20 protein-coding genes and 1 riboswitch are annotated in these 17,647 nt (G+C 65.3%); of the genes, 13 read left to right on the top strand and 7 right to left on the bottom strand.

The window, feature by feature from the left end:
* Positions 1 to 53: 53 nt before the first annotated feature.
* Positions 54 to 872, bottom strand: coding sequence for a C40 family peptidase (locus VXJ37_RS08640; protein ID WP_331322629.1), 819 nt, complete (start codon positions 870 to 872; stop codon positions 54 to 56).
* Between the two features lie 3 nt (positions 873 to 875).
* A riboswitch (cyclic di-AMP (ydaO/yuaA leader) is annotated at positions 876 to 1,047 on the bottom strand.
* A 185-nt stretch (positions 1,048 to 1,232) separates the two neighbouring features.
* On the opposite strand from VXJ37_RS08640, the gene VXJ37_RS08635 reads away from it, so the two are divergent.
* The 3 genes from VXJ37_RS08635 to VXJ37_RS08625 are packed head-to-tail and all read left to right on the top strand — an operon-like array spanning position 1,233 to position 2,581.
* Positions 1,233 to 1,592, top strand: coding sequence for a TraR/DksA family transcriptional regulator (locus tag VXJ37_RS08635; RefSeq protein WP_331322628.1), 360 nt, complete (start codon positions 1,233 to 1,235; stop codon positions 1,590 to 1,592).
* Complete coding sequence (locus tag VXJ37_RS08630) at positions 1,589 to 2,116, top strand: DNA alkylation repair protein (RefSeq protein WP_331322627.1); 528 nt, start codon at positions 1,589 to 1,591, stop codon at positions 2,114 to 2,116. The genes VXJ37_RS08635 and VXJ37_RS08630 overlap by 4 nt, the downstream gene beginning before the upstream one ends.
* A gap of 21 nt (positions 2,117 to 2,137) precedes the next feature.
* Positions 2,138 to 2,581: a DUF1810 domain-containing protein gene (locus VXJ37_RS08625; protein ID WP_331322626.1), complete on the top strand. Its 444-nt coding sequence runs from the start codon at positions 2,138 to 2,140 to the stop codon at positions 2,579 to 2,581.
* Between the two features lie 37 nt (positions 2,582 to 2,618).
* Here VXJ37_RS08625 and VXJ37_RS08620 read toward each other — a convergent pair whose 3' ends face one another.
* Both VXJ37_RS08620 and VXJ37_RS08615 read right to left on the bottom strand, forming a co-directional pair.
* A complete protein-coding gene (locus VXJ37_RS08620) occupies positions 2,619 to 3,512 on the bottom strand; it encodes a glucose 1-dehydrogenase (RefSeq protein ID WP_331322625.1) in 894 nt (297 codons plus the stop codon).
* Between the two features lie 158 nt (positions 3,513 to 3,670).
* Positions 3,671 to 4,177, bottom strand: a complete 507-nt coding sequence (locus tag VXJ37_RS08615; RefSeq protein WP_331322624.1) for a metallophosphoesterase family protein — start codon at positions 4,175 to 4,177, stop codon at positions 3,671 to 3,673.
* A gap of 73 nt (positions 4,178 to 4,250) precedes the next feature.
* Here VXJ37_RS08615 and VXJ37_RS08610 point away from each other — a divergent pair, with 73 nt between their 5' ends.
* Both VXJ37_RS08610 and VXJ37_RS08605 read left to right on the top strand, forming a co-directional pair.
* Positions 4,251 to 4,442 carry a DUF1918 domain-containing protein gene (locus tag VXJ37_RS08610; protein WP_331322623.1) on the top strand — a complete coding sequence of 64 codons (192 nt, stop codon included), beginning with the start codon at positions 4,251 to 4,253 and terminating at the stop codon, positions 4,440 to 4,442.
* A 45-nt stretch (positions 4,443 to 4,487) separates the two neighbouring features.
* Positions 4,488 to 5,021, top strand: coding sequence for an NUDIX hydrolase (locus tag VXJ37_RS08605; protein ID WP_331322622.1), 534 nt, complete (start codon positions 4,488 to 4,490; stop codon positions 5,019 to 5,021).
* A 42-nt stretch (positions 5,022 to 5,063) separates the two neighbouring features.
* Here the strand turns inward: VXJ37_RS08605 and VXJ37_RS08600 are convergent, their stop codons facing one another.
* Positions 5,064 to 5,741, bottom strand: a complete 678-nt coding sequence (locus VXJ37_RS08600) for an endonuclease/exonuclease/phosphatase family protein (protein ID WP_331322621.1) — start codon at positions 5,739 to 5,741, stop codon at positions 5,064 to 5,066.
* A 157-nt stretch (positions 5,742 to 5,898) separates the two neighbouring features.
* Here VXJ37_RS08600 and VXJ37_RS08595 point away from each other — a divergent pair, with 157 nt between their 5' ends.
* The 4 genes from VXJ37_RS08595 to VXJ37_RS08580 all read left to right on the top strand — a co-directional run bounded on the left by VXJ37_RS08595 (position 5,899) and on the right by VXJ37_RS08580 (position 9,907).
* Complete coding sequence (locus VXJ37_RS08595; protein WP_331322620.1) at positions 5,899 to 6,702, top strand: thioesterase family protein; 804 nt, start codon at positions 5,899 to 5,901, stop codon at positions 6,700 to 6,702.
* A 94-nt stretch (positions 6,703 to 6,796) separates the two neighbouring features.
* Positions 6,797 to 7,333 (top strand): PadR family transcriptional regulator, encoded by a 537-nt coding sequence (locus VXJ37_RS08590; RefSeq protein ID WP_331322619.1) that lies wholly within the window; start codon positions 6,797 to 6,799, stop codon positions 7,331 to 7,333.
* A gap of 5 nt (positions 7,334 to 7,338) precedes the next feature.
* Positions 7,339 to 9,048 (top strand): ABC1 kinase family protein, encoded by a 1,710-nt coding sequence (locus VXJ37_RS08585; RefSeq protein ID WP_331322618.1) that lies wholly within the window; start codon positions 7,339 to 7,341, stop codon positions 9,046 to 9,048.
* A 109-nt stretch (positions 9,049 to 9,157) separates the two neighbouring features.
* Positions 9,158 to 9,907: a lipoate--protein ligase family protein gene (locus tag VXJ37_RS08580; RefSeq protein WP_331322617.1), complete on the top strand. Its 750-nt coding sequence runs from the start codon at positions 9,158 to 9,160 to the stop codon at positions 9,905 to 9,907.
* Positions 9,908 to 9,944: 37 nt separating this feature from the next.
* Here VXJ37_RS08580 and VXJ37_RS08575 read toward each other — a convergent pair whose 3' ends face one another.
* Both VXJ37_RS08575 and VXJ37_RS08570 read right to left on the bottom strand, forming a co-directional pair.
* Positions 9,945 to 10,202: a mycoredoxin gene (locus VXJ37_RS08575; RefSeq protein WP_043454512.1), complete on the bottom strand. Its 258-nt coding sequence runs from the start codon at positions 10,200 to 10,202 to the stop codon at positions 9,945 to 9,947.
* A gap of 140 nt (positions 10,203 to 10,342) precedes the next feature.
* Positions 10,343 to 10,765, bottom strand: a complete 423-nt coding sequence (locus tag VXJ37_RS08570; RefSeq protein ID WP_331322616.1) for a VOC family protein — start codon at positions 10,763 to 10,765, stop codon at positions 10,343 to 10,345.
* A gap of 16 nt (positions 10,766 to 10,781) precedes the next feature.
* On the opposite strand from VXJ37_RS08570, the gene VXJ37_RS08565 reads away from it, so the two are divergent.
* On the top strand, positions 10,782 to 11,105 hold the full coding sequence (locus VXJ37_RS08565; protein ID WP_331322615.1) for a chorismate mutase: 324 nt from the start codon (positions 10,782 to 10,784) through the stop codon (positions 11,103 to 11,105).
* A 19-nt stretch (positions 11,106 to 11,124) separates the two neighbouring features.
* On the opposite strand, the gene VXJ37_RS08560 is transcribed toward VXJ37_RS08565, so the two are convergent.
* A complete protein-coding gene (locus tag VXJ37_RS08560; protein WP_331322614.1) occupies positions 11,125 to 11,514 on the bottom strand; it encodes a hypothetical protein in 390 nt (129 codons plus the stop codon).
* 131 nt (positions 11,515 to 11,645) lie between these two features.
* Between VXJ37_RS08560 and VXJ37_RS08555 the strand changes: the two genes are divergently transcribed.
* From VXJ37_RS08555 to thrS, 3 genes are all read left to right on the top strand, one after another.
* Positions 11,646 to 11,996, top strand: coding sequence for a DUF6504 family protein (locus tag VXJ37_RS08555; RefSeq protein ID WP_331322613.1), 351 nt, complete (start codon positions 11,646 to 11,648; stop codon positions 11,994 to 11,996).
* Positions 11,997 to 12,008: 12 nt separating this feature from the next.
* The gene (locus VXJ37_RS08550; protein WP_331322612.1) at positions 12,009 to 15,500 is read left to right on the top strand and encodes a DNA polymerase III subunit alpha; all 3,492 of its coding nucleotides are present in this window, start codon (positions 12,009 to 12,011) and stop codon (positions 15,498 to 15,500) included.
* 127 nt (positions 15,501 to 15,627) lie between these two features.
* Entirely contained in the window at positions 15,628 to 17,637 is a 2,010-nt protein-coding gene (gene thrS, locus VXJ37_RS08545; protein ID WP_331322611.1) for a threonine--tRNA ligase, read from the top strand.
* Positions 17,638 to 17,647: the final 10 nt, after the last annotated feature.

Here is a 17,647-nt window from a genome sequence, read left to right as displayed (position 1 = left end):
GCCGTCCTCCTGCTCCCGGCCGGCCTCCCCGGAGGCGGCCGGCTGCCCGCAGGCTAAGCTACGCGGACCACGGAGTAGCCGCTGAGCCAGCTGATGGGGTGGACCTGCGTGGTGTAGCCGTTGACGCCGCCGCTGACCACCTGGCCGTCACCGGCGTAGACGCCGACGTGGCCGGAAGTGATGATCAGGTCGCCCGGCGCCGGGCTGCCCACTACGGTGCCGTACTGGAAGAACTGCGTCGGGGCGAGGTCGCCAACGCTCTTACCGACCGAACGCAGTGCCTTTTCCACCATGGCGGTGCAGTCCTGGTTCACGCCGATCTGGCTGTAGGCGGACGCCAGGATGGCAGCGCCGGTTCCAGTTCCGGTGGTGGCGGACGCGTAGGACATGTTCATTCCGGTGTTGGCGGGGGCCGTGGCTGCCGCAACCTGGACGGGAGCTGCCGCGGGGGCGGGAGCAGGTGCGGCGGTGTAGCCGGCGCCGGGAATCCGGATCTGGTCGCCCGGGTAGATGATCGAGGACAGTCCCAGCCCGTTGGCGGACAGGATGTCGTTCAGGCCGACGCCATAGGCCGCCGCAATGGCACCAAGGGTGTCTCCGGATACAACAGTGTGGATGGTGCCCGTGGCCGCGGCGGGGGCAGCAGGTGCGGAGTACGCCTGGACATTGGTCTTCTCAGTGGTGTCCGGACCGGTCACACCCGCGTGGGCCGGGGCGCCGACTCCGAACGCAATGCCGGATGCTGCAGCAACGGCGAGCGCGGGGCGGCCCAGCGAGCGGGCCTGGGACTTGGCTGTCACGGCGAGCCCCTCGAGAACAATGGAGCGGGCCGGAGTCGCGCGGTGACGGGCAGTAGTGGAATTTTTTGACACGGTTGATCGCCTCTCCCATGCCTGCGGGGTGAGCTGTCGGGTTCGGGCTGGAGATACCCGGCCGGAAGCAGCCCCGTAACGGACGGAGGCGCTATTCGACTTAACCCCAAGGCCACAAGTGGCCGCGGAAACTTGGTTCCCCCGTCCCTGCCAGCTGGAGCGGCTGTATCCCATGATCAGCGGCAGGGCTCGGCATACTGATGGGAATGTCCCGTCTGGGAGGGACACCAAAAGACCATAACCCGCGCTCGGGCGGATTGTCACATTTGAATAACATACGAGGTCCTCCTCTCGGATTGCGCAATCGAATGGATATCCGGTGTCACCGGCCGCCAGTGGCGAACGCGCTAGGCTGTCCCCATGCCAGATTTCGACCGGTTCCGCGCGCTGCTCGAGGAGGAGCGGGAGCGGCGGATGGCGCTGCTGCCGGCGCTGCGGGCCGATATCGAGGCTGCCAATTCCGCCCGCCAGGACTCCAATGTGGACGACGAACACGATCCGGAAGGCGCCACGATAGCCTTCGAGCTGTCGCAGGCCGCGGCGCTCCTGAAGCAAAGCTCAGCAGGCCTTGACCAGATTGAGGCGGCCCTGGCCCGGTTGGCCGGGGGCACCTACGGAATCTGCGCCGAGTGCGGGGAGCCCATCGCGGAAGGCAGGCTGGAGGCCCGGCCGTGGACTCCGTTTTGCATCCGGCATGCCTCCTCGGGACGCGGGCGATGACCGCTGCGGACGTCGTCTCCGCGGCGGCGGAGTTTGTTGACCGGACCCTTCAGAACGAGGGCGCCTGGTACCGGGCGGACGATGTCGGGGCCCGGCTGGGCGGGGTGCTGGCCTCCTACGGATCTTCCGTGGGGGCCGTCCGCGGCACGGTCCGGGACGCGCTGCGCAAGTTCAAGGACCTTGACCACGATGGAACGGTGATGCTGGCCTCCGTCCTGTGGGGCCAGCCAGGACCCGGCTCCCGTCCCGTATTCGAGCGGCGCCTGGCCGCCGTGGTGCTGCTGCAGTCGAGGGTCCGGCTGCTGCGCCATTCGGACCTGACCCGTCTCGAAGGTTTCCTTCGATCCGCCCAGGCCGCGGATCTGACGGAGCCGCTCCTCACCGATGTCCTGGCTCCGCTGCTGGCCGGGCTCGGAGAGCGGGACCGCCAACGGGCCGGCGTTGTCCTGGCCCGCTGGCGCAACGATCCCGACCCCCAGCTGCAGGCGGCGGCCGCTGCCCTTGAAAAAGATTTGACGCTCTGACAATGAACCCAGGAGACCCCCATGAATGAGCCCTTTGACCTTGAACGTTTTGTCGCCGCCCAAAACACCGGCGGAACCTATGAGCAGGCGCTGGGGGAGCTTCAGGTCGGCCGGAAGTCCGGGCACTGGATGTGGTTCATCTTCCCGCAGATCGCCGGGCTGGGGCAGAGTGCCACCTCCCGCAAATACGCCATCTCCTCGCTGGCCGAGGCCCGCGCCTACCTGGACCATGAAGTCCTGGGGCCGCGACTCCTGGAATGCGCGCTGGTCCTGGCCAACCATGCTGACCAGTCCGCGGAGGACATTTTCGGCGGCATCGACGCCAAAAAGCTGCGGTCGTCCATGACCCTGTTCCTCCGGGCCGCGCCCGGAGAAACAGTGTTCAAGACCGTCCTGGCCCAGTTCTTCAACGGCGAGCCGGACCCGGCCACCGATGAGCTCCTGGCCGGCCAGGAAGCCGGCTGACGCCAGTCGGCGGGGTCAGCCCGGCCCGTGGGTGTTGCTAGGGCGTGGGGCTGCCGCCGTTGACGTTCAGCGTTTCACCCACCACGTAGCTTGACTCCGGGGAGGCCAGGAAGACGTACGCGGGTGCCAGTTCGGCCGGCTGGCCTGCGCGGCCCAGGGGAGTGGACTGGCCGAACTCCGGCAGTTCCTCCTTTGGCTGGCCGCTGCTCACCTGCAGCGGCGTCCAGATCGGTCCCGGGGCCACTGCGTTCACCCGGATTCCCTTGGGCGCCAGCTGCTGGGCCAGGCCCTTGGTGAAGTTGTTGATGCTGGCCTTGGTGGTGGCGTAATCCACCAGCGTGGGCGACGGGTTGTACGCCTGGATGGACGTGGTGTTAATGATGGTCGAGCCCGCCGGCATGTGCGGTACGGCGGCCTTGGTCAGCCAGAACATGGCATAGACGTTGGTTTTGAGCGTGTGGTCGAACTGCTCGTCGGTAATGTCCTGCAGATCCTCCTGCGCCACCTGCTTCCCGGCATTGTTGACCAGGATGTCCACCCCGCCCAGGACGGACACTGCGGTGTCCACCAGGTCCCGGCACACCGCAGAATCCTTGAGGTCGCCCGGAACCTTGACCGCCTTGCGGCCCGCCGCTTCGATGATCCCGGCAATGCGGGAGGCATCCTCCTCTTCCTGCGGCAGGTAGGAAAGCACGACGTCGGCGCCTTCCCTGGCGAAGGCGATGGCTGTTGCGGCGCCGATTCCGGAGTCCGCACCGGTGACGATGGCACGCCGGCCTTCCAGGCGGCCCGTGCCGCGGTAGGTTTCTTCACCCAGATCGGCTTTTGGCGCCAGTTCCGCGTCAAGGCCGGGCTCCGGCTGGTGCTGCTTAGGTGGGGAGATCTTTTCGTACGCAGTTACGGGATTGCGGAAGGTGTACTGGTCAGTCATGGTGGTCCTCCTGTTGGTGCGGACTCGGGCTTCTTCATTGCCCCGGAACTGAAGCATCCTGCGGTTAGACAACCGCCACAGCCGAAAAGCTAAGCATGCTTACGTTTCTTAGCCTAGGCAATCGATACCGTCCTGCCAAGCGGTGCGCCCCCGGCGGGTCAGTCGCGCCGGACCTCCACCAGCCTGACGTCGGCCAGGCGGCCGCCGTCGACTACTGCCTCCATGAACGTGCAGGCGGGCTGCCGGCGGCGGTCCGTTGGCGAGCCGGGATTCAGCAGCCGAAGGCCGCCAGGCGACACGGTGTCCCACGGGATGTGGCTGTGCCCAAAGACCAGGACATCGGCATCCGGATACAGCGCTTCACAGCGCAGTTCACGGCCCTTGGCCTGCCCGGTTTCATGGACCATGGCAAAGCGGACGCCGTCCAGGGTGGTGCTGGCCGCTTCGGGCAGCCGCCGGCGCAGGTCGGGGCCGTCATTGTTGCCGTACACGGCCAGCAGCCGCCTGCTCCGGTGTTCGAACTCATCCAGAAGTGCCGCTTCCACCCAGTCCCCGGCGTGGAACACGACGTCGGCGTCTTCCACGGCGCGCCACACCTGTTCGGGCAGTTTCCTGGCGCGTTTGGGCAGATGGGTATCGGCGATGAGGACCAGGTTCAACGGCATACCGGAATCCTGCCATGAAGCCCTGTTCGGGTGTGGCCGCCAGTCGTAATCTGGGCGATGGGAGGTGATTGCCATGGAGGCAGCCCAAGGAGACCGCATCGTGGTACATGGAAGGACGGTGGGTTCCTCGGACCGGCACGGGGTGATTCTCGAAGTCCGTGGAGAGGGCGGCGGCCCACCCTATCTTGTCCGCTTCGACGACGGGCACGAGACGGTCATGTATCCCGGCGGCGATTTCGCCGTCGACCGCGGCCACGACGCCTGACGCGATGCGGTGACGCACCGCCGCCGCACCTGTCAGACTGGAGCGATGGATCACTTTCCGTATTCCGGCACGTCCTCCACCCCACCGCCGCGCACCGGTCCCCGGGACCCGGGCGACGCCTGGGTGGAAGGGGACCGCGGCCGGTACTGGGGCAGGTTCGGGGCGGCCGGTGTCCTGGCCTGGGACCCTGACAAGGGCGTCCTCCTGCAGCACCGCGCCGTCTGGAGCCACAACGGTGGAACCTGGGGCCTGCCCGGCGGCGCGCTGCACGAGGGCGAAGAAGCGGTGGACGGAGCCCTCCGGGAAGCCCACGAGGAGGCCGCCGTCCCGTCAGAAAGCGTGGACGTGCTCTTCACCTCCGTGCTTGACCATGGCTACTGGTCCTACACCACGGTTGTGGTGCGCGTGCGCGAATCCTTCGAGCCGGTCATCAGCGATCCCGAGAGCATCGCGCTGCTGTGGATTCCGGTTGCCGAGGTGGACGCCCTGGACCTGCACCCCGGTTTCGCGGCAGCCTGGCCGGACCTGCTGGCGCGGCTGGGCGGCCTGGCTGGGTCCGGCATGGAAGACCTCTGGTAAGGCTGGCCTGGACCCGCCGGAGGGGTCCTGCGGTTCCGTCCGCTAGTAGCCCTGGCCGTACTCGGCGGTCACCAGGATGGGCAGATGGTCTGAGTTGCCGCGCGGCAGCGTTTCCACGCTCGCGATGTCGAGGCCCAGCGAGGTGGCGAAGTCGAAGTGGCCTTTGAAGACCTTGTACCGCGTGTAGGTGCGGCGGTTGCTCAGGGAGAGGGCGTAGCCGGAGTTCTTCATGTGCATGTCAAGGTTCTTGGTGAAGAACGGGTAGTTGAAGTCGCCCACCATCAGGGTCATCAGGCCCCGGCCCATGCTCAGCAATTCGGCGTGGGCCGCATGGATCTGCTTGCGCCGCAGTGAGTTGGAGGCGGTCAGTGGTGCGGCATGGAAGGAGCCGATGACCAACTCGTGCTGGGTTTCGTTGTCCATCACCCTTGTACCTATGAGCCGCTCGTGGGCCGGCGCCAGCACCCTGTCATGCATGGATTTCTTTAACGCGAAGGACTGCGTGTCCAATGCCGTGAAGCGGCTGGTCCGGTAGTAGATGGCCAGCCCCAGCCGGTTGCCCTTGGTGGCATCCGCCAGGTGGAGGGGGCCCAGGGTTTCCGGAAGGTCACTGGCATCCACCTCCTGGAGGCAGAGCGCATCGATGTCATGATTCCGGGCCAGTGCGAGAAGCTCGCCGCTGGCGCTGTGCTTGCGGAGGTTATAGCTGATGACGCGCATGAAACACCTCTTTTGAGGGTTGCTGACAGGACCAGTTCCTTACTCTAGTCCGATTGCCACCCGCGCCCTCCAACATTTCGTGTGCCGACCCAGCGCGCCGTCCACTGCGAAGGATAGAGTTAGTGGCAATTCACTGAACTTCCGTAAGGGGCCCGCCTTGACCGCAGACCTGCCTGAACTCGCCGAGGGCAACTTCTACTACCAGGACCTGGGCGGCGGCCGGTTCCGGTCCACCATCCACGCGCAGGGCGCCTGGAATGTCCACGAGCAGCACATGGCACCGGCGTCAGGCCTGCTGGCGGACCTCCTGGAACGGCACCAGCCCAGGGATGACATGCGGATGGCCCGCATCAGCTACGAAATCCTTGGCCTGATCCCCGGCGGCGACTTCCGGGTCGACACCGCCACGCTGCGGGCCGGCCGCACCATCGAACTGGTGCAGGCCGAGCTCGTGGCCGGCGGGAGGACGGCGATCCGTGCCACCGGGTGGCGCATGCTCACGAGCGACACCACTGAGGTTGCCGCCGTCGAGGACGCCGCCATACCCGGCCCTGACGAATGCAAGCCCTATGACGGATCCGCCGTCTGGCCCGGCGGCTACATCCGGTCCCTCGAGATGCGGGTGGCCGAAGGGCACCGGCCGGGTGCGGGAAAAGTGTGGCTTCGCACCGAACACCCGCTGACGAGCACCGCGGACAGCGGCGACTTTGCCCGCCTGATGGGGCTGGTGGACACCGCCAACGGCATCGCGGCGCGGGTCCCTCCGGGCAAAGACAGCTACGCGTTTCCCAACCTTGACCTCCAGGTCCACATGTACCGCCGCCCCCAGGGGGAGTGGCTGGGACTGGACAACGCAGTGTCGTTCGGGAGCGACGGGATCGGCCTCACCTCCACCGTGCTGCACGACCGGCAGGGTCCGTTCGGCCGCGCGGAACAGATCCTCACCCTGCGCAGGACCTGAGGCACAGGTTCCCCGGTCACCTTTCCGGCTCTGGTGCCGTCCTGTATCGCTGAGTATCGTTGTATATCGTTCGCGATTGACGAAGGAGTTCATCATGCGTGCTTCACACCCTGCAGGCGGTTTTGGCGGAAGCAACCTCGAAGGAATGTGGCAGGCCGTCGAAGAGCTGCGTTCGCGCTTCGAGAAGCGGTCCGGCACCCGGGCCGGGAAAGGCGAAGTCCGGGCCGCAGTGCTTGCCCTCCTTGCCGAACGGCCCATGCACGGGTACCAGATCATCCGGGAGATCGAGGAGCGCAGCGGCGGCAGCTGGAAGCCAAGCGCGGGCTCCGTCTACCCCACTCTGCAGCTGCTCGCCGATGAAGGAACCATCAGCGCAGAGGAATCCAACGGCCGCAAGATCTACTCGCTGACCGAAGCCGGACGCGAGGAGGTGGCCGCCCACCATGGTGGAGCCCCTTGGGATCCGGAAACTACGATGGCCGGCACTGCGTCCCTCCCACGGGCCGGGATGGAGCTGGCGCAGGCCGCGGCGCAGGTTGGCCGCACCGGTTCACCGGACCAGGTGCGGCAGGCGGTGGCGGTGCTGGACGAGGCCCGCCGCCGGCTGTACGGCATCCTTGCCCGGGACTGAAGCGGGTGGCGTCGACCGTCCAGGAGGGGACTGAGCGGCCGCTCCCCGTGCGGGAGCACCGGGGGCGCTACCGGCGGATCCTGCGCTTCGCAGCCTGGAACCTCGCCACCACCTGGTGGTTCGAGCTGCTCCTGCCCCGGGTTGGACTGGGCCGGATAGCCGCGCAAACCCGTTCCCGGAGGATGCGGCGGTTTGCCCAGAGGTTCCATGACCTCGCGGTGGAACTCGGCGGCCTGATGATCAAAGTGGGCCAGTTCCTGTCCTCGAGGCTCGATGTCCTCCCGCCGGAGATCACCAAGGAACTTGAAGGGCTGCAGGACGAGGTTCCTCCGGTCGCTTTTCCGGCGATCTCCGCACTGGCGGCGCAGGAACTTGGAACTCCACTCGCGCGTGTCTTCGACTCCGTGGACCAGACGCCCATCGCGGCAGCCTCGCTGGGCCAGGCCCACCGCGCCCACCTGAATCCAATGGACGCCGCCGACACGGGACTTGGAGCGGTGGTGGTCAAGGTTCAGCGGCCGGGCATCGGCGCCGTCGTCGACGTCGACCTCGCTGCCCTCCGGAAGGTGGCGGGCTGGCTCAGCCACGTCCGGCTCGTGTCCCGCCGCGCCGACATGCCCGCGCTGGTAGAGGAATTTGCCCAAACCAGCCTTGCGGAAATCGACTACCTCCAGGAAGCCGTCAACGCAGAGCGCTTCGCGGCGGACTTCGCCGGCGACGGCCGCGTGGCGGTACCGTCCGTGGTCTGGGAACGGACGACGCGCCGGGTACTCACCCTCGAAGACGTCACGGCCATCAAGATCACCGACGTCCACGCACTGCGTGCCGCCGGCATCGACCCTGCCGAGGTTGCCCCCGCATTTGCGGCCATCATGTTCGACCAACTCTTCACCAACGGCTTCTTCCATGCCGACCCGCACCCCGGAAACATCTTCGTTACCCCGGCGGCGGCAGGTACAGGGGGACCGCCCTGGAAGCTCACGTTCATCGATTTCGGCATGATGGGCGAGGTGACCGCCTCCACCCGCAGCGGGCTGCGGAAGCTGGTGATTGCTGCAGCCGCCCGCGATGGCAAGGGACTCGTGGCAGCCATCAATGACGTGGGCGTGCTCATGCCGTCAGCTGACAGTGCGGCGCTGGAGCGGGCCATGACGCAGCTCTTTGCCCGTTTTGGCGGCATGGGCTTCGCCCAACTGCGCGAAGTGGACCCGCGGGAGTTCCGCGACTTTGCCGTGGAGTTCGGTGACGTGGTCCGCTCCCTGCCGTTCCAGCTTCCCGAGAATTTCCTGCTCATCATCCGGGCCATGTCGCTGACGTCCGGTGTTTGCAGTGCCCTGGACGAGCGGTTCAACCTGTGGGATTCGGTGGAACCGTATGCGGCGCAATTGCTGCGCGACGAACGCGGCAACGTGGTGCAGGACGTGGCCCGGCAGGCCCTCGACGCTGCGGGTGTTGCCCTGCGCCTGCCCGGAAGGCTGGACGCCCTTGCCGCCCGCATGGAGGAGGGGTCACTGCAGGTGGCCGTTCCGCGGCTGGAGCGGCAGACTGCCCGCGTGGAAAGGGCCGTACGACGCTCCGCTTCCGCGGTTGTCTTCGGTTCCCTGCTGGTCGCCGGTGCCATCGTGCGCGCCGACGACCTGGTGCTGGGCAATGTGCTGATGGCTGTTTCGGCAGTCCCTTTACTGCATGCGCTGTGGGTGGGGCGCCGGCGTTAAGGCTGCTGCCGCCGTCGGGCGTAACCTAGGTGAGGCCTCTCCGGCCGCCACCGTCGAACCTGCCGGCACTGAACCTGCCGGCGCTTGAGCCCAAGGGAGTTTCGCCACGATGCACCACACGGGAACCGGACTCCGCACGCTCACCGTTGTCCGCCAGGACGTGTCGCTCGGCGCGGGCCGCGACCTGGAGTTCGGACTCGAGCTGTTGGCCAGGGCAAGGAGTGGCAGCATCGGTCCCACCCTGCGGCTGTACCGTCCGGCTCCCACCGTGGCATTCGGACAGCGGGACACCCGGCTGCCCGGCTTCGATGTGGCCACGCAGGCCTGCCGCGACAACGGCTTTGAACCACTGGTCCGCAGGGCCGGGGGGCGCGCAGCGGCCTATCACCAGGGCACCCTTGTAGTGGACCACATCGAACCGGATGCGGACGCCGTTGCCGGGTCCAAAGCGCGGTTCGGCTACTTCGGGGAGCTCTTTGCTCAGGCGCTGCAGCGCGTCGGCGTGCAGGCAGCGGTGGGGGAAATTCCGGGGGAGTACTGCCCGGGCGAATTCAGCGTGCACGGCACCGACCCGGCGGACAGCTCGCGGCGGGTGAAACTGGTGGGAACTGCCCAGCGGGTGGTGTCCGGCGGCTGGCTCTTCAGCTCCGTCATTGTGGTGGAAAATTCCGCACCCATCCGCAAAGTCCTCACAGACACCTATGCGGCCCTGGGCCTGGAATGGGACCCCGCCACCGCGGGCGCCGCGGATGACCTGGTGCCCGGAGTGGACGTCGCGGCCGTTGAGCAGGCCCTCCTGGAAACGTATGCGGGCCATGCCACCCTGGAAACTGCCTCGTTCAGCAGCCTGGGGGCATGACCCGCATCAGTCCTGCGGCAGCGCCGCCGTGGAGTGCCTAGGCGGCCAGGCGGCTCTTGACCTCGGCAGCTGACGGGTTGGTGGCTGCGGAGCCGTCCGGGAAGAGGACCGTGGGAACGGTGCGGTTGCCGCCGTTGAGCTGTTCCACGAGTTCGGCGGTGCCGTCAACCTCTTCGATGTTGATTTCGGTGTAGCCGATGCCCTGCGCATCCAGCTGCTTCTTCAGCCGGTTGCAGTAGCCGCACCAAGTGGTGGAAAACATGGTGATGGTGCCGGATTCGGGAGTGAAGTCCACAGGGATCTCCTAAACGTCGCTTGAAAGGTTTCCTTACGGTCAACGGTAGCGCGGCTTTGGGTATTCCCTGGTGTTGTTGCGCCGCGGAGGTGGCTATATGGGGTCCCCGTCCCAGCAGCCCCGCGCGGCGGGGCGCGTCATTACACGGTGACCGTGCCGGCGTCGTCCACTGCCCACGCAGGGTTGTACGCCACTTCCCAGCGGAAGCCGTCAGGATCGGCGAAGTACCCCGTGTAGCCGCCCCACGGCTGGGTAACCGGTTCCGCAATGATGGCAGCGCCTGCTGCCGCCGCCTCTTCCATCACCGCGTCCACCGCTGCGGGGCTTGGACAGTTATGGCTGAGGGTGATGCACGGAACGCCGGCGGGTGCGTTGGTGAGGGCCTCCGCCTGCATCTGTCGGGCGTCCCACAGTGAAAGCACCAGACCATGGTTCACCTGGATGAAGAGCACCTCGCCGGCAACCTCGCGATGGACTGGCCAGCCAAGGCCATCGACATAGAAGGCGCGGGAATCCTGGACGCTGCGGACACCGAGGGAGATAAAGTCGACTCTGGGCTCCATGCTTCGATACTGTCAGATGATGGCGACAATTCAAGGAAACGATAGGGATGCCCGGGCCGACAGGGAACAGCTCGCTGCCGTCCGGATTGCCGTTGACGAGGTGGATGAGCAGATTGTCACGCTCATCGCCCGCCGCGAACGGCTGATCCGGATTGCCGGGACGCTCAAGGGCGATGACGCCGAAGTACGCGCCCCTGGCCGGGTGGAACGCATCATCGAACATGTGCGCTCCGCCGCCGAGAAAAAGGACATTGATCCGGACATTGTGGAGTCAACCTACCGGGCGATGATCTCAGCGTTCATCGAACTTGAACTGAAGATCCACAAGGAAAACAGCTAGCACGGGGGTGGGGGATGCCCTAAAGGGCTTCCTCCACCGGCACTCCATGCTGGAACTCACGCCCGTCCGCCTCGCTGAAGGCGGACAATAGGTGGCCCTGTCCGAGCCCGTTCAAGGCTGCCAGGGGAAAGCTTCCAGTGATGCTGTTTTTCGAATGTGACACTCCTGCCAGGTCGTAGTCTTCTTCGATTCCCTGGTCGCGGTTGAACGAGTAGCAGGCGATCGCCTCCCCGTTCATAAACTCGATGCACAGCCGGCGCTGTAATGAATAGTCCGGCGAAGCTCCCATCAGGCCTACCACGTAGGCGCCGGATCCCGGAATGGCGCCATCGATATCGAATGTGGCCACCAGTGTGGAGTCCTGGGTCTTGATGCTTGCCTGCTTAAGGAGTGCGTCATCGGTACTCATGCCAACATCCTGCTCCCTGCCGCACGCTCCGTCCACCCCCGGCTATTTTTTACTTCCCACCCGGCGTAGACTGGTTTTTATTCGAATACATATTCGAATACCAATACAGGAAGCTAGTCCGGGAGGTGTGCGTGGGCATGTTCAGCGAATCCGTTGACGTGGTGTGTTCCGTTTCCGGTAAGCCAGAATCCTTGACATGGGCAGGCAGGTCCTACACACTCTGCGCCGAACCCGTGCGCTGGTACGAACGCCGGCAGTGGTGGGCTGAGGACAGCAGGGCACCACTGGGAAGCGGGCCCGGTGTGGTGGACCACGAGATCTGGCGGGTCCAGGTCCTGCCTGCCGGCAGGGCATCCCGCCCCGGATCTCCGGAAGAACCCGCCGGAGTAGAACCCCTCACCCTTGACCTGACCCGCCATATCCGCAGCGGCCGCTGGCGCCTGCTGCGGATCCATGACGGTTTACGCCACAGAACTGCTTGAACGCGGAACAGCATGAGTTTCACCCACCTTCACGTCTCCACTGCGTTCAGTGCCCACTACGGCGTCTCCTGGCCCGAGGAACTTGCCATGGCAGCCGCCGCGGACGGCGCCACCGCCCTTGCATGCACGGACAGGGACGGCCTGTACGGAACCATTAAGCACCTCAAAGCCTGCATGGCTGCGGGCATCGACCCCATCGTGGGGGTGGATCTTGCGGTTTTTGACGTCGACGGTGATCACCGCACCCAGGTCTCCGGCAGGGTAGTGGTCCTCGCCAGGGGCCAGAACAACGGCGCAGGGTACCGTGCGCTTTGCCGGCTGGTGTCCGATGCCCATGCCAGGACCTCAGGGAAAGCCGGGGGAGTGGTTCCTGCGGCGGTCACCCGTGCCGAACTCGCCTCCCGTACCCTTGATCCGCAAACCCTTAAACCGGTGCTGACCGTCCTGCTGGGCCCTGATTCAGATGTGGGACGGGCCATGGGCGGACGTCGCTACCTGCGTCCCCGCACCCTGTTCAAGCAATGGGTGGACGCCATGCCGGCAGGAACGGTGGCGGCGGAAATCGTCTCCCAGCTCAGTGCGCCGGGGACGGCATTGAGCACCGCGCATGCTGTCCGCATGCTCAGGCTGGCCGAGGAACACCGCATACCTGCCATCCTCACCAACGCTGTGCGGTACTGCGCAGCGGACGGAGCGCCCACCGCCGACGTCCTTGACTCTGCCCGGACCCTGAAGTCCCTGCCGGAACTGGCGGGCGAGCCGCTCCTGCAGCCCACCGGACAGGGATGGCTGAAAACCCGGGAACAGATGCTGGGGCTGGGCAGGGAAATCATTTCCGCTGCAGGGTATGGTGCCGCGGACCTTAAGCAGCTGATGGCGCAGACAGAGGCGCTCGCGGACCTCTGCCGGATCGATCCCGTCACCGACATGGGCTGGAAGCAGCCCGTGGTTCCGGAGGCATCGGTCATCGGCATCAACCAGGATCCCCACGCCGAACTTATCCAGCGCTGCCAGTCAGGAATCGGCAGGCGTTTCCCTGGCGTCAACGGTAAGGCGGAACAGGAAGTGCTTGCCCGGCTGGACCATGAGCTTGCGATCATCCAAAACCTTGGCTTCTCCTCCTACTTCCTGACGGTGGCTGAAGTATCCCGGATGATCCAGGACATGGGGGTCAGGGCCGCGGCCAGGGGGTCGGGTGCCTCCAGCCTGGTCAATTACCTGATCGAGGTCAGCCACGTTAACCCGCTTCAGCATGACCTGATTTTTGAACGCTTCCTCTCCAACGACCGCGCCACCCTTCCGGACATTGACATCGACGTCGAAAGCGCGGAGCGCCACAACGTCTACCGCCGTATTTTCGAACGCTTTGGATCCGAGCGGGTCACCCTGATGAGCATGCAGAACGGATACCGGGCGCGGGGAGCAGTGCGCGACGCCGGGCTGGCGCTGGGCATGGACGACGGCGAAGTGGGGGAGATCGCCAAGCAGTTGTGGCGGTTCTCAGCGCGGAAGTTCCGTGAGGCGCTGCAGGAAAAACCCGAGCTGCGGGAATTTGCTGGCCGGGTTGAGCGGCGCGACGCCGACGGGAACCAGCAGCTGGATCTGCTGGTGGACCTGACCGAACGCCTCGACCGGCTCCCCAGGCATATTTCCATGCACCCCTGCGGGGTCATCCTGGGTGATGCCACGCTCCTGGACAGGACCCCGGTCCAGCCAAGCGGCCTGGGACTGCCCATGAGCCAATTCGATAAACATGACATGGACCCCATGGGAATGCTCAAACTCGATGTCCTTGGCGTCCGGATGCAAAGTGCCATGGCGTTCGCCGTCCGGGAAATTATCCGGATCCACCCCGGCAAAGAGGAGGTGGTGGCGGCAGGCAGACACCCCCAAGGCCCTGATGGCTCCGGCCCCGACTACATAGCAGCCGATGGCAGGATCGACCTCAACGCTGTTCCCCTCGACGACGAAGCTACCTATGAGCTGATCAGGAGCACCCACACCCTTGGCTGCTTCCAGATTGAATCCCCCGGGCAGCGGGAACTGATCGGCAAGATGGCGCCAAGGGAGTTCAACGACCTCATCATCGACATCTCACTGTTCCGCCCGGGACCCATGAAATCGGACATGGTGCGGCCCTTCCTGGAACACCGGCACGGGTTCGCTCCTGAGGTCTATCCCCACCCGGACCTCAAACCGGTGCTGCAGGAAACCCATGGCGTCACGGTCTTCCACGAGCAGATCCTCAAAACCCTGGACACCATGACCGGCTGCGGGCTGGCCAAAGCAGACGAATTCCGCCGGGCGTTGGGCAGCGAGAGCGGTGAAGCGCAGGTGGAGGAATACTTCCGCAAGAACGCCAAAGACAGGGGATATACCCCTGATGTGGTGGACAAGGTGTGGGGGACACTGAAGTCCTTCGCCAGTTTCGGCTTCTGCAAGGCCCATGGAGCCGCATTCGCCGTACCCACCTACCAGTCGGCCTGGCTGAAGACACACCATCCCGAAGCCTTTCTTGCCGGACTGTGGGAACACGACCCCGGCATGTACCCAAAACGGCTGCTGGTGGCTGAGGCCCGCAGGATGGGCATTCCCATCCTTCCCCTGGACATCAACCGAAGCAAAGCTGAATACCGGGTTGAGCGGATAGCGTCCGGCCGGGACGAAGGAAAGCTGGGGATCCGGCTCAGCCTCAACGGGATCTACGGGTTGTCTGCTGCTGAACTGAAACGGATCGTGGCCGGACAGCCCTATGACTCATTGGCAGACCTCAGGGCGCGCTCGCGGCTCAGCAAGCCAAGCATCAGGCGGCTTGCGCAATTGGGGGCTTTTGACTCCCTGCACCGCGAAGCAGGTGGCCCTGCCAACCGGGCTGACCTGGTGCACCACCTGCAGCAACTCCAGGCCGCGAACAACCCGCGTAAAAGCGTTGAAGTGGTGGAAGGGCAGCTGTCGCTTCCCCTGGGCGACGTCGAACTGCGCAACCTCAAACCCGGGCTTCCGGCTCCCACACTGGTGGAAAACGTCAGGGCCGAGCTCGACCTTATGGCTGTGGACGTCAGCACCCACCTGATGGACAGCCACAGGCCGCTGCTGGAAAAACTGGGTGTCACCACCGCGGATCAGCTCCTCAGCCTGCGCAACGGAACTGAAGTGCTGGTGGCAGGCGTGCGGGTGGCCACCCAGACGCCTCCCATGCGCGGCGGCAGGAGGGTGGTGTTCATCAGTATCGACGACGGCACCGGCTGCGTGGATGCGGTCTTCTTCCACGAAGCGCAGGAAAGCGCTGGTCCGCTCCTGTTCGGGACCCGGCTGCTGCTGATCCGCGGCACTACCCGGAGGACGGGGCCGCGGGGCATCAGCCTGAGTGCAAGCATGGCGTGGGACTTGAGCCGGACGGAGACCCTGCCCTTCCCGGAGTCCGTTCCCGCCTCCGTCGAGGACGTGCCACATCCCCTTGATGGGATCAGCAGGGCCCTTGCCATCACCGGTTTCAACGGCTGACATCCGTTCGGTGCACCCGTGTGCCGCGTTGGTCGGCCCTGAGCCGAACCGATAGCATTGACGGTGGCTGGCTGTGGTCCCCGTATGCCGCAAGCTATGAAGCCTCAACTTTGAATAGGAGACACCCGTGTCAGATGCCCAGCAGATCACCCTTCTCGTCGACGGCGAAGAGACCAAGGTGACTACCGGGACCACCGGTGCGGAACTCTTCTTTGAGCGCCGTGATGTCGTTGTAGCCCGCGTTAACGGCGAACTGAAGGACCTGGACCAGGAACTCCCCGAAGGCGCCGAAGTGGAGGGTGTCACCATTGAGTCGCCGGACGGCCTGAACGTCCTGCGCCACTCCACAGCCCACGTCATGGCCCAGGCCGTGCAGCAGCTGCGTCCTGACGCCAAACTTGGGATCGGCCCCTACATCACTGATGGCTTCTACTTTGACTTCGACGTAGCCGAGCCATTCACTCCCGAGGACCTCAAGACCCTCGAGAAGATGATGCAGAAGATCATCAACCAGAACCAGAAGTTCGTCCGCCGCGTGGTCAGCGAGGATGAGGCCCGCGAAGCAATGAAGAACGAGCCCTACAAGCTCGAGCTCCTTGGGAAAAAGAACGAAGCCGCCGAAGCCGGGGAAGGCGTCAACGTTGAGGTCGGCGCCGGCGACATCACGATTTACGACAACGTGGAGCGCAAGGAAGGCACCACCGTTTGGTGCGACCTCTGCCGCGGCCCCCACCTGCCCAACACCAAGCTCATCTCCAACGCCTTCGCACTGACCCGTTCGTCATCCGCCTACTGGCTGGGCAACCAGAAGAACCAGCAGCTTCAGCGCATCTACGGCACCGCCTGGCCCACCAAGGACGCCTTGAAGGCCTACCAGGAGCGGATCGCCGAGGCCGAGCGCCGCGACCACCGCAAGCTGGGTTCCGAGCTGGACCTGTTCTCCTTCCCGGACGAACTGGGCTCCGGCCTGCCCGTCTTCCACCCCAAGGGCGGCATCATCCGCAAGGAGATGGAGGACTACTCCCGGCAGCGTCACGTTGAAGCCGGTTACGAGTTCGTCTACACCCCCCACATCACCAAGGGCCACCTCTACGAGGTCTCCGGGCACCTGGACTGGTACAAGGACGGAATGTTCCCCGCCATGCACGTGGACGCCGAACTCAACGAGGACGGCACCGTGCGCAAGCCCGGCCAGGACTACTACCTGAAGCCGATGAACTGCCCCATGCACAACCTCATCTTCCGTTCCCGCGGCCGGTCCTACCGCGAACTTCCCCTGCGGCTGTTCGAATTCGGTTCCGTTTACCGCTACGAGAAGTCCGGCGTGGTGCACGGCCTCACCCGCGTCCGCGGGATGACACAGGACGACGCCCACATCTACTGCACCCGCGAGCAGATGAAGGACGAGCTCACCAAGACCCTCACCTTCGTCCTGGACCTACTCAAGGACTACGGGCTGAACGACTTCTACCTGGAGCTGTCCACCAAGGACCCCGAGAAGTACGTGGGCGACGACGCCACCTGGGAGGAAGCCACCAGGACCCTGGCCGAGGTGGCACAGGAGTCCGGGCTGGAGCTGGTACCGGATCCGGGCGGAGCCGCGTTCTACGGCCCCAAGATTTCCGTGCAGGCCAAGGATGCGCTGGGCCGGACCTGGCAGATGTCCACCATCCAGCTGGACTTCAACCTGCCCGAACGTTTCGAACTGGAATTCCAGGCCGCCGACGGCAGCCGCCAGCGCCCCGTCATGATCCACCGCGCCCTGTTTGGATCCGTGGAGCGGTTCATGGGCGTCCTCACAGAGCACTACGCCGGAGCATTCCCTGCCTGGCTGGCACCCGTGCAGGTGGTGGGGATCCCGGTGGCCGAGGCCTTCAACGAGTACATGTTCGACGTCGTCGACCAGCTTAAAGCTGCCGGCATCCGCGCTGAGGTGGACACTTCCTCGGACCGGTTCCCCAAAAAGATCCGCACCGCCAGCAAGGACAAGATCCCGTTCGTGCTGATCGCCGGTGGCGACGACGCCGAGGCGGGCGCCGTTTCGTTCCGCTTCCGCGACGGAAGCCAGGACAACGGCGTGCCCGTGACGGAAGCAGTCAAGCGGATCACCGACGCCGTCCGCAACCGGACCAGCTAGCCGAACGGAA

The sequence above is a fragment of the Pseudarthrobacter phenanthrenivorans genome (genome assembly GCF_036455295.1).
Lineage (GTDB): Bacteria > Actinomycetota > Actinomycetes > Actinomycetales > Micrococcaceae > Arthrobacter > Arthrobacter phenanthrenivorans_C.
The sequence above is the reverse complement of the archived record's forward strand: the minus strand, read 5'-3'. Positions and strand labels throughout refer to the sequence as shown.

Excerpts from the sequence above, each read along its gene's own strand:
- VXJ37_RS08635 (WP_331322628.1), top strand. The coding sequence starts at position 1,233 with ATGCCAGATTTCGACCGGTTCCGCGCGCTGCTCGAGGAGGAGCGGGAG.
- VXJ37_RS08630 (WP_331322627.1), top strand. The coding sequence starts at position 1,589 with ATGACCGCTGCGGACGTCGTCTCCGCGGCGGCGGAGTTTGTTGACCGG.
- VXJ37_RS08625 (WP_331322626.1), top strand. The coding sequence starts at position 2,138 with ATGAATGAGCCCTTTGACCTTGAACGTTTTGTCGCCGCCCAAAACACC.
- VXJ37_RS08620 (WP_331322625.1), bottom strand. The coding sequence starts at position 3,512 with ATGACTGACCAGTACACCTTCCGCAATCCCGTAACTGCGTACGAAAAG.
- VXJ37_RS08615 (WP_331322624.1), bottom strand. The coding sequence starts at position 4,177 with ATGCCGTTGAACCTGGTCCTCATCGCCGATACCCATCTGCCCAAACGC.
- VXJ37_RS08610 (WP_331322623.1), top strand. The coding sequence starts at position 4,251 with ATGGAGGCAGCCCAAGGAGACCGCATCGTGGTACATGGAAGGACGGTG.
- VXJ37_RS08605 (WP_331322622.1), top strand. The coding sequence starts at position 4,488 with ATGGATCACTTTCCGTATTCCGGCACGTCCTCCACCCCACCGCCGCGC.
- VXJ37_RS08600 (WP_331322621.1), bottom strand. The coding sequence starts at position 5,741 with ATGCGCGTCATCAGCTATAACCTCCGCAAGCACAGCGCCAGCGGCGAG.
- VXJ37_RS08590 (WP_331322619.1), top strand. The coding sequence starts at position 6,797 with ATGCGTGCTTCACACCCTGCAGGCGGTTTTGGCGGAAGCAACCTCGAA.
- VXJ37_RS08580 (WP_331322617.1), top strand. The coding sequence starts at position 9,158 with ATGCACCACACGGGAACCGGACTCCGCACGCTCACCGTTGTCCGCCAG.
- VXJ37_RS08570 (WP_331322616.1), bottom strand. The coding sequence starts at position 10,765 with ATGGAGCCCAGAGTCGACTTTATCTCCCTCGGTGTCCGCAGCGTCCAG.
- VXJ37_RS08565 (WP_331322615.1), top strand. The coding sequence starts at position 10,782 with ATGATGGCGACAATTCAAGGAAACGATAGGGATGCCCGGGCCGACAGG.
- VXJ37_RS08560 (WP_331322614.1), bottom strand. The coding sequence starts at position 11,514 with ATGAGTACCGATGACGCACTCCTTAAGCAGGCAAGCATCAAGACCCAG.
- VXJ37_RS08550 (WP_331322612.1), top strand. The coding sequence starts at position 12,009 with ATGAGTTTCACCCACCTTCACGTCTCCACTGCGTTCAGTGCCCACTAC.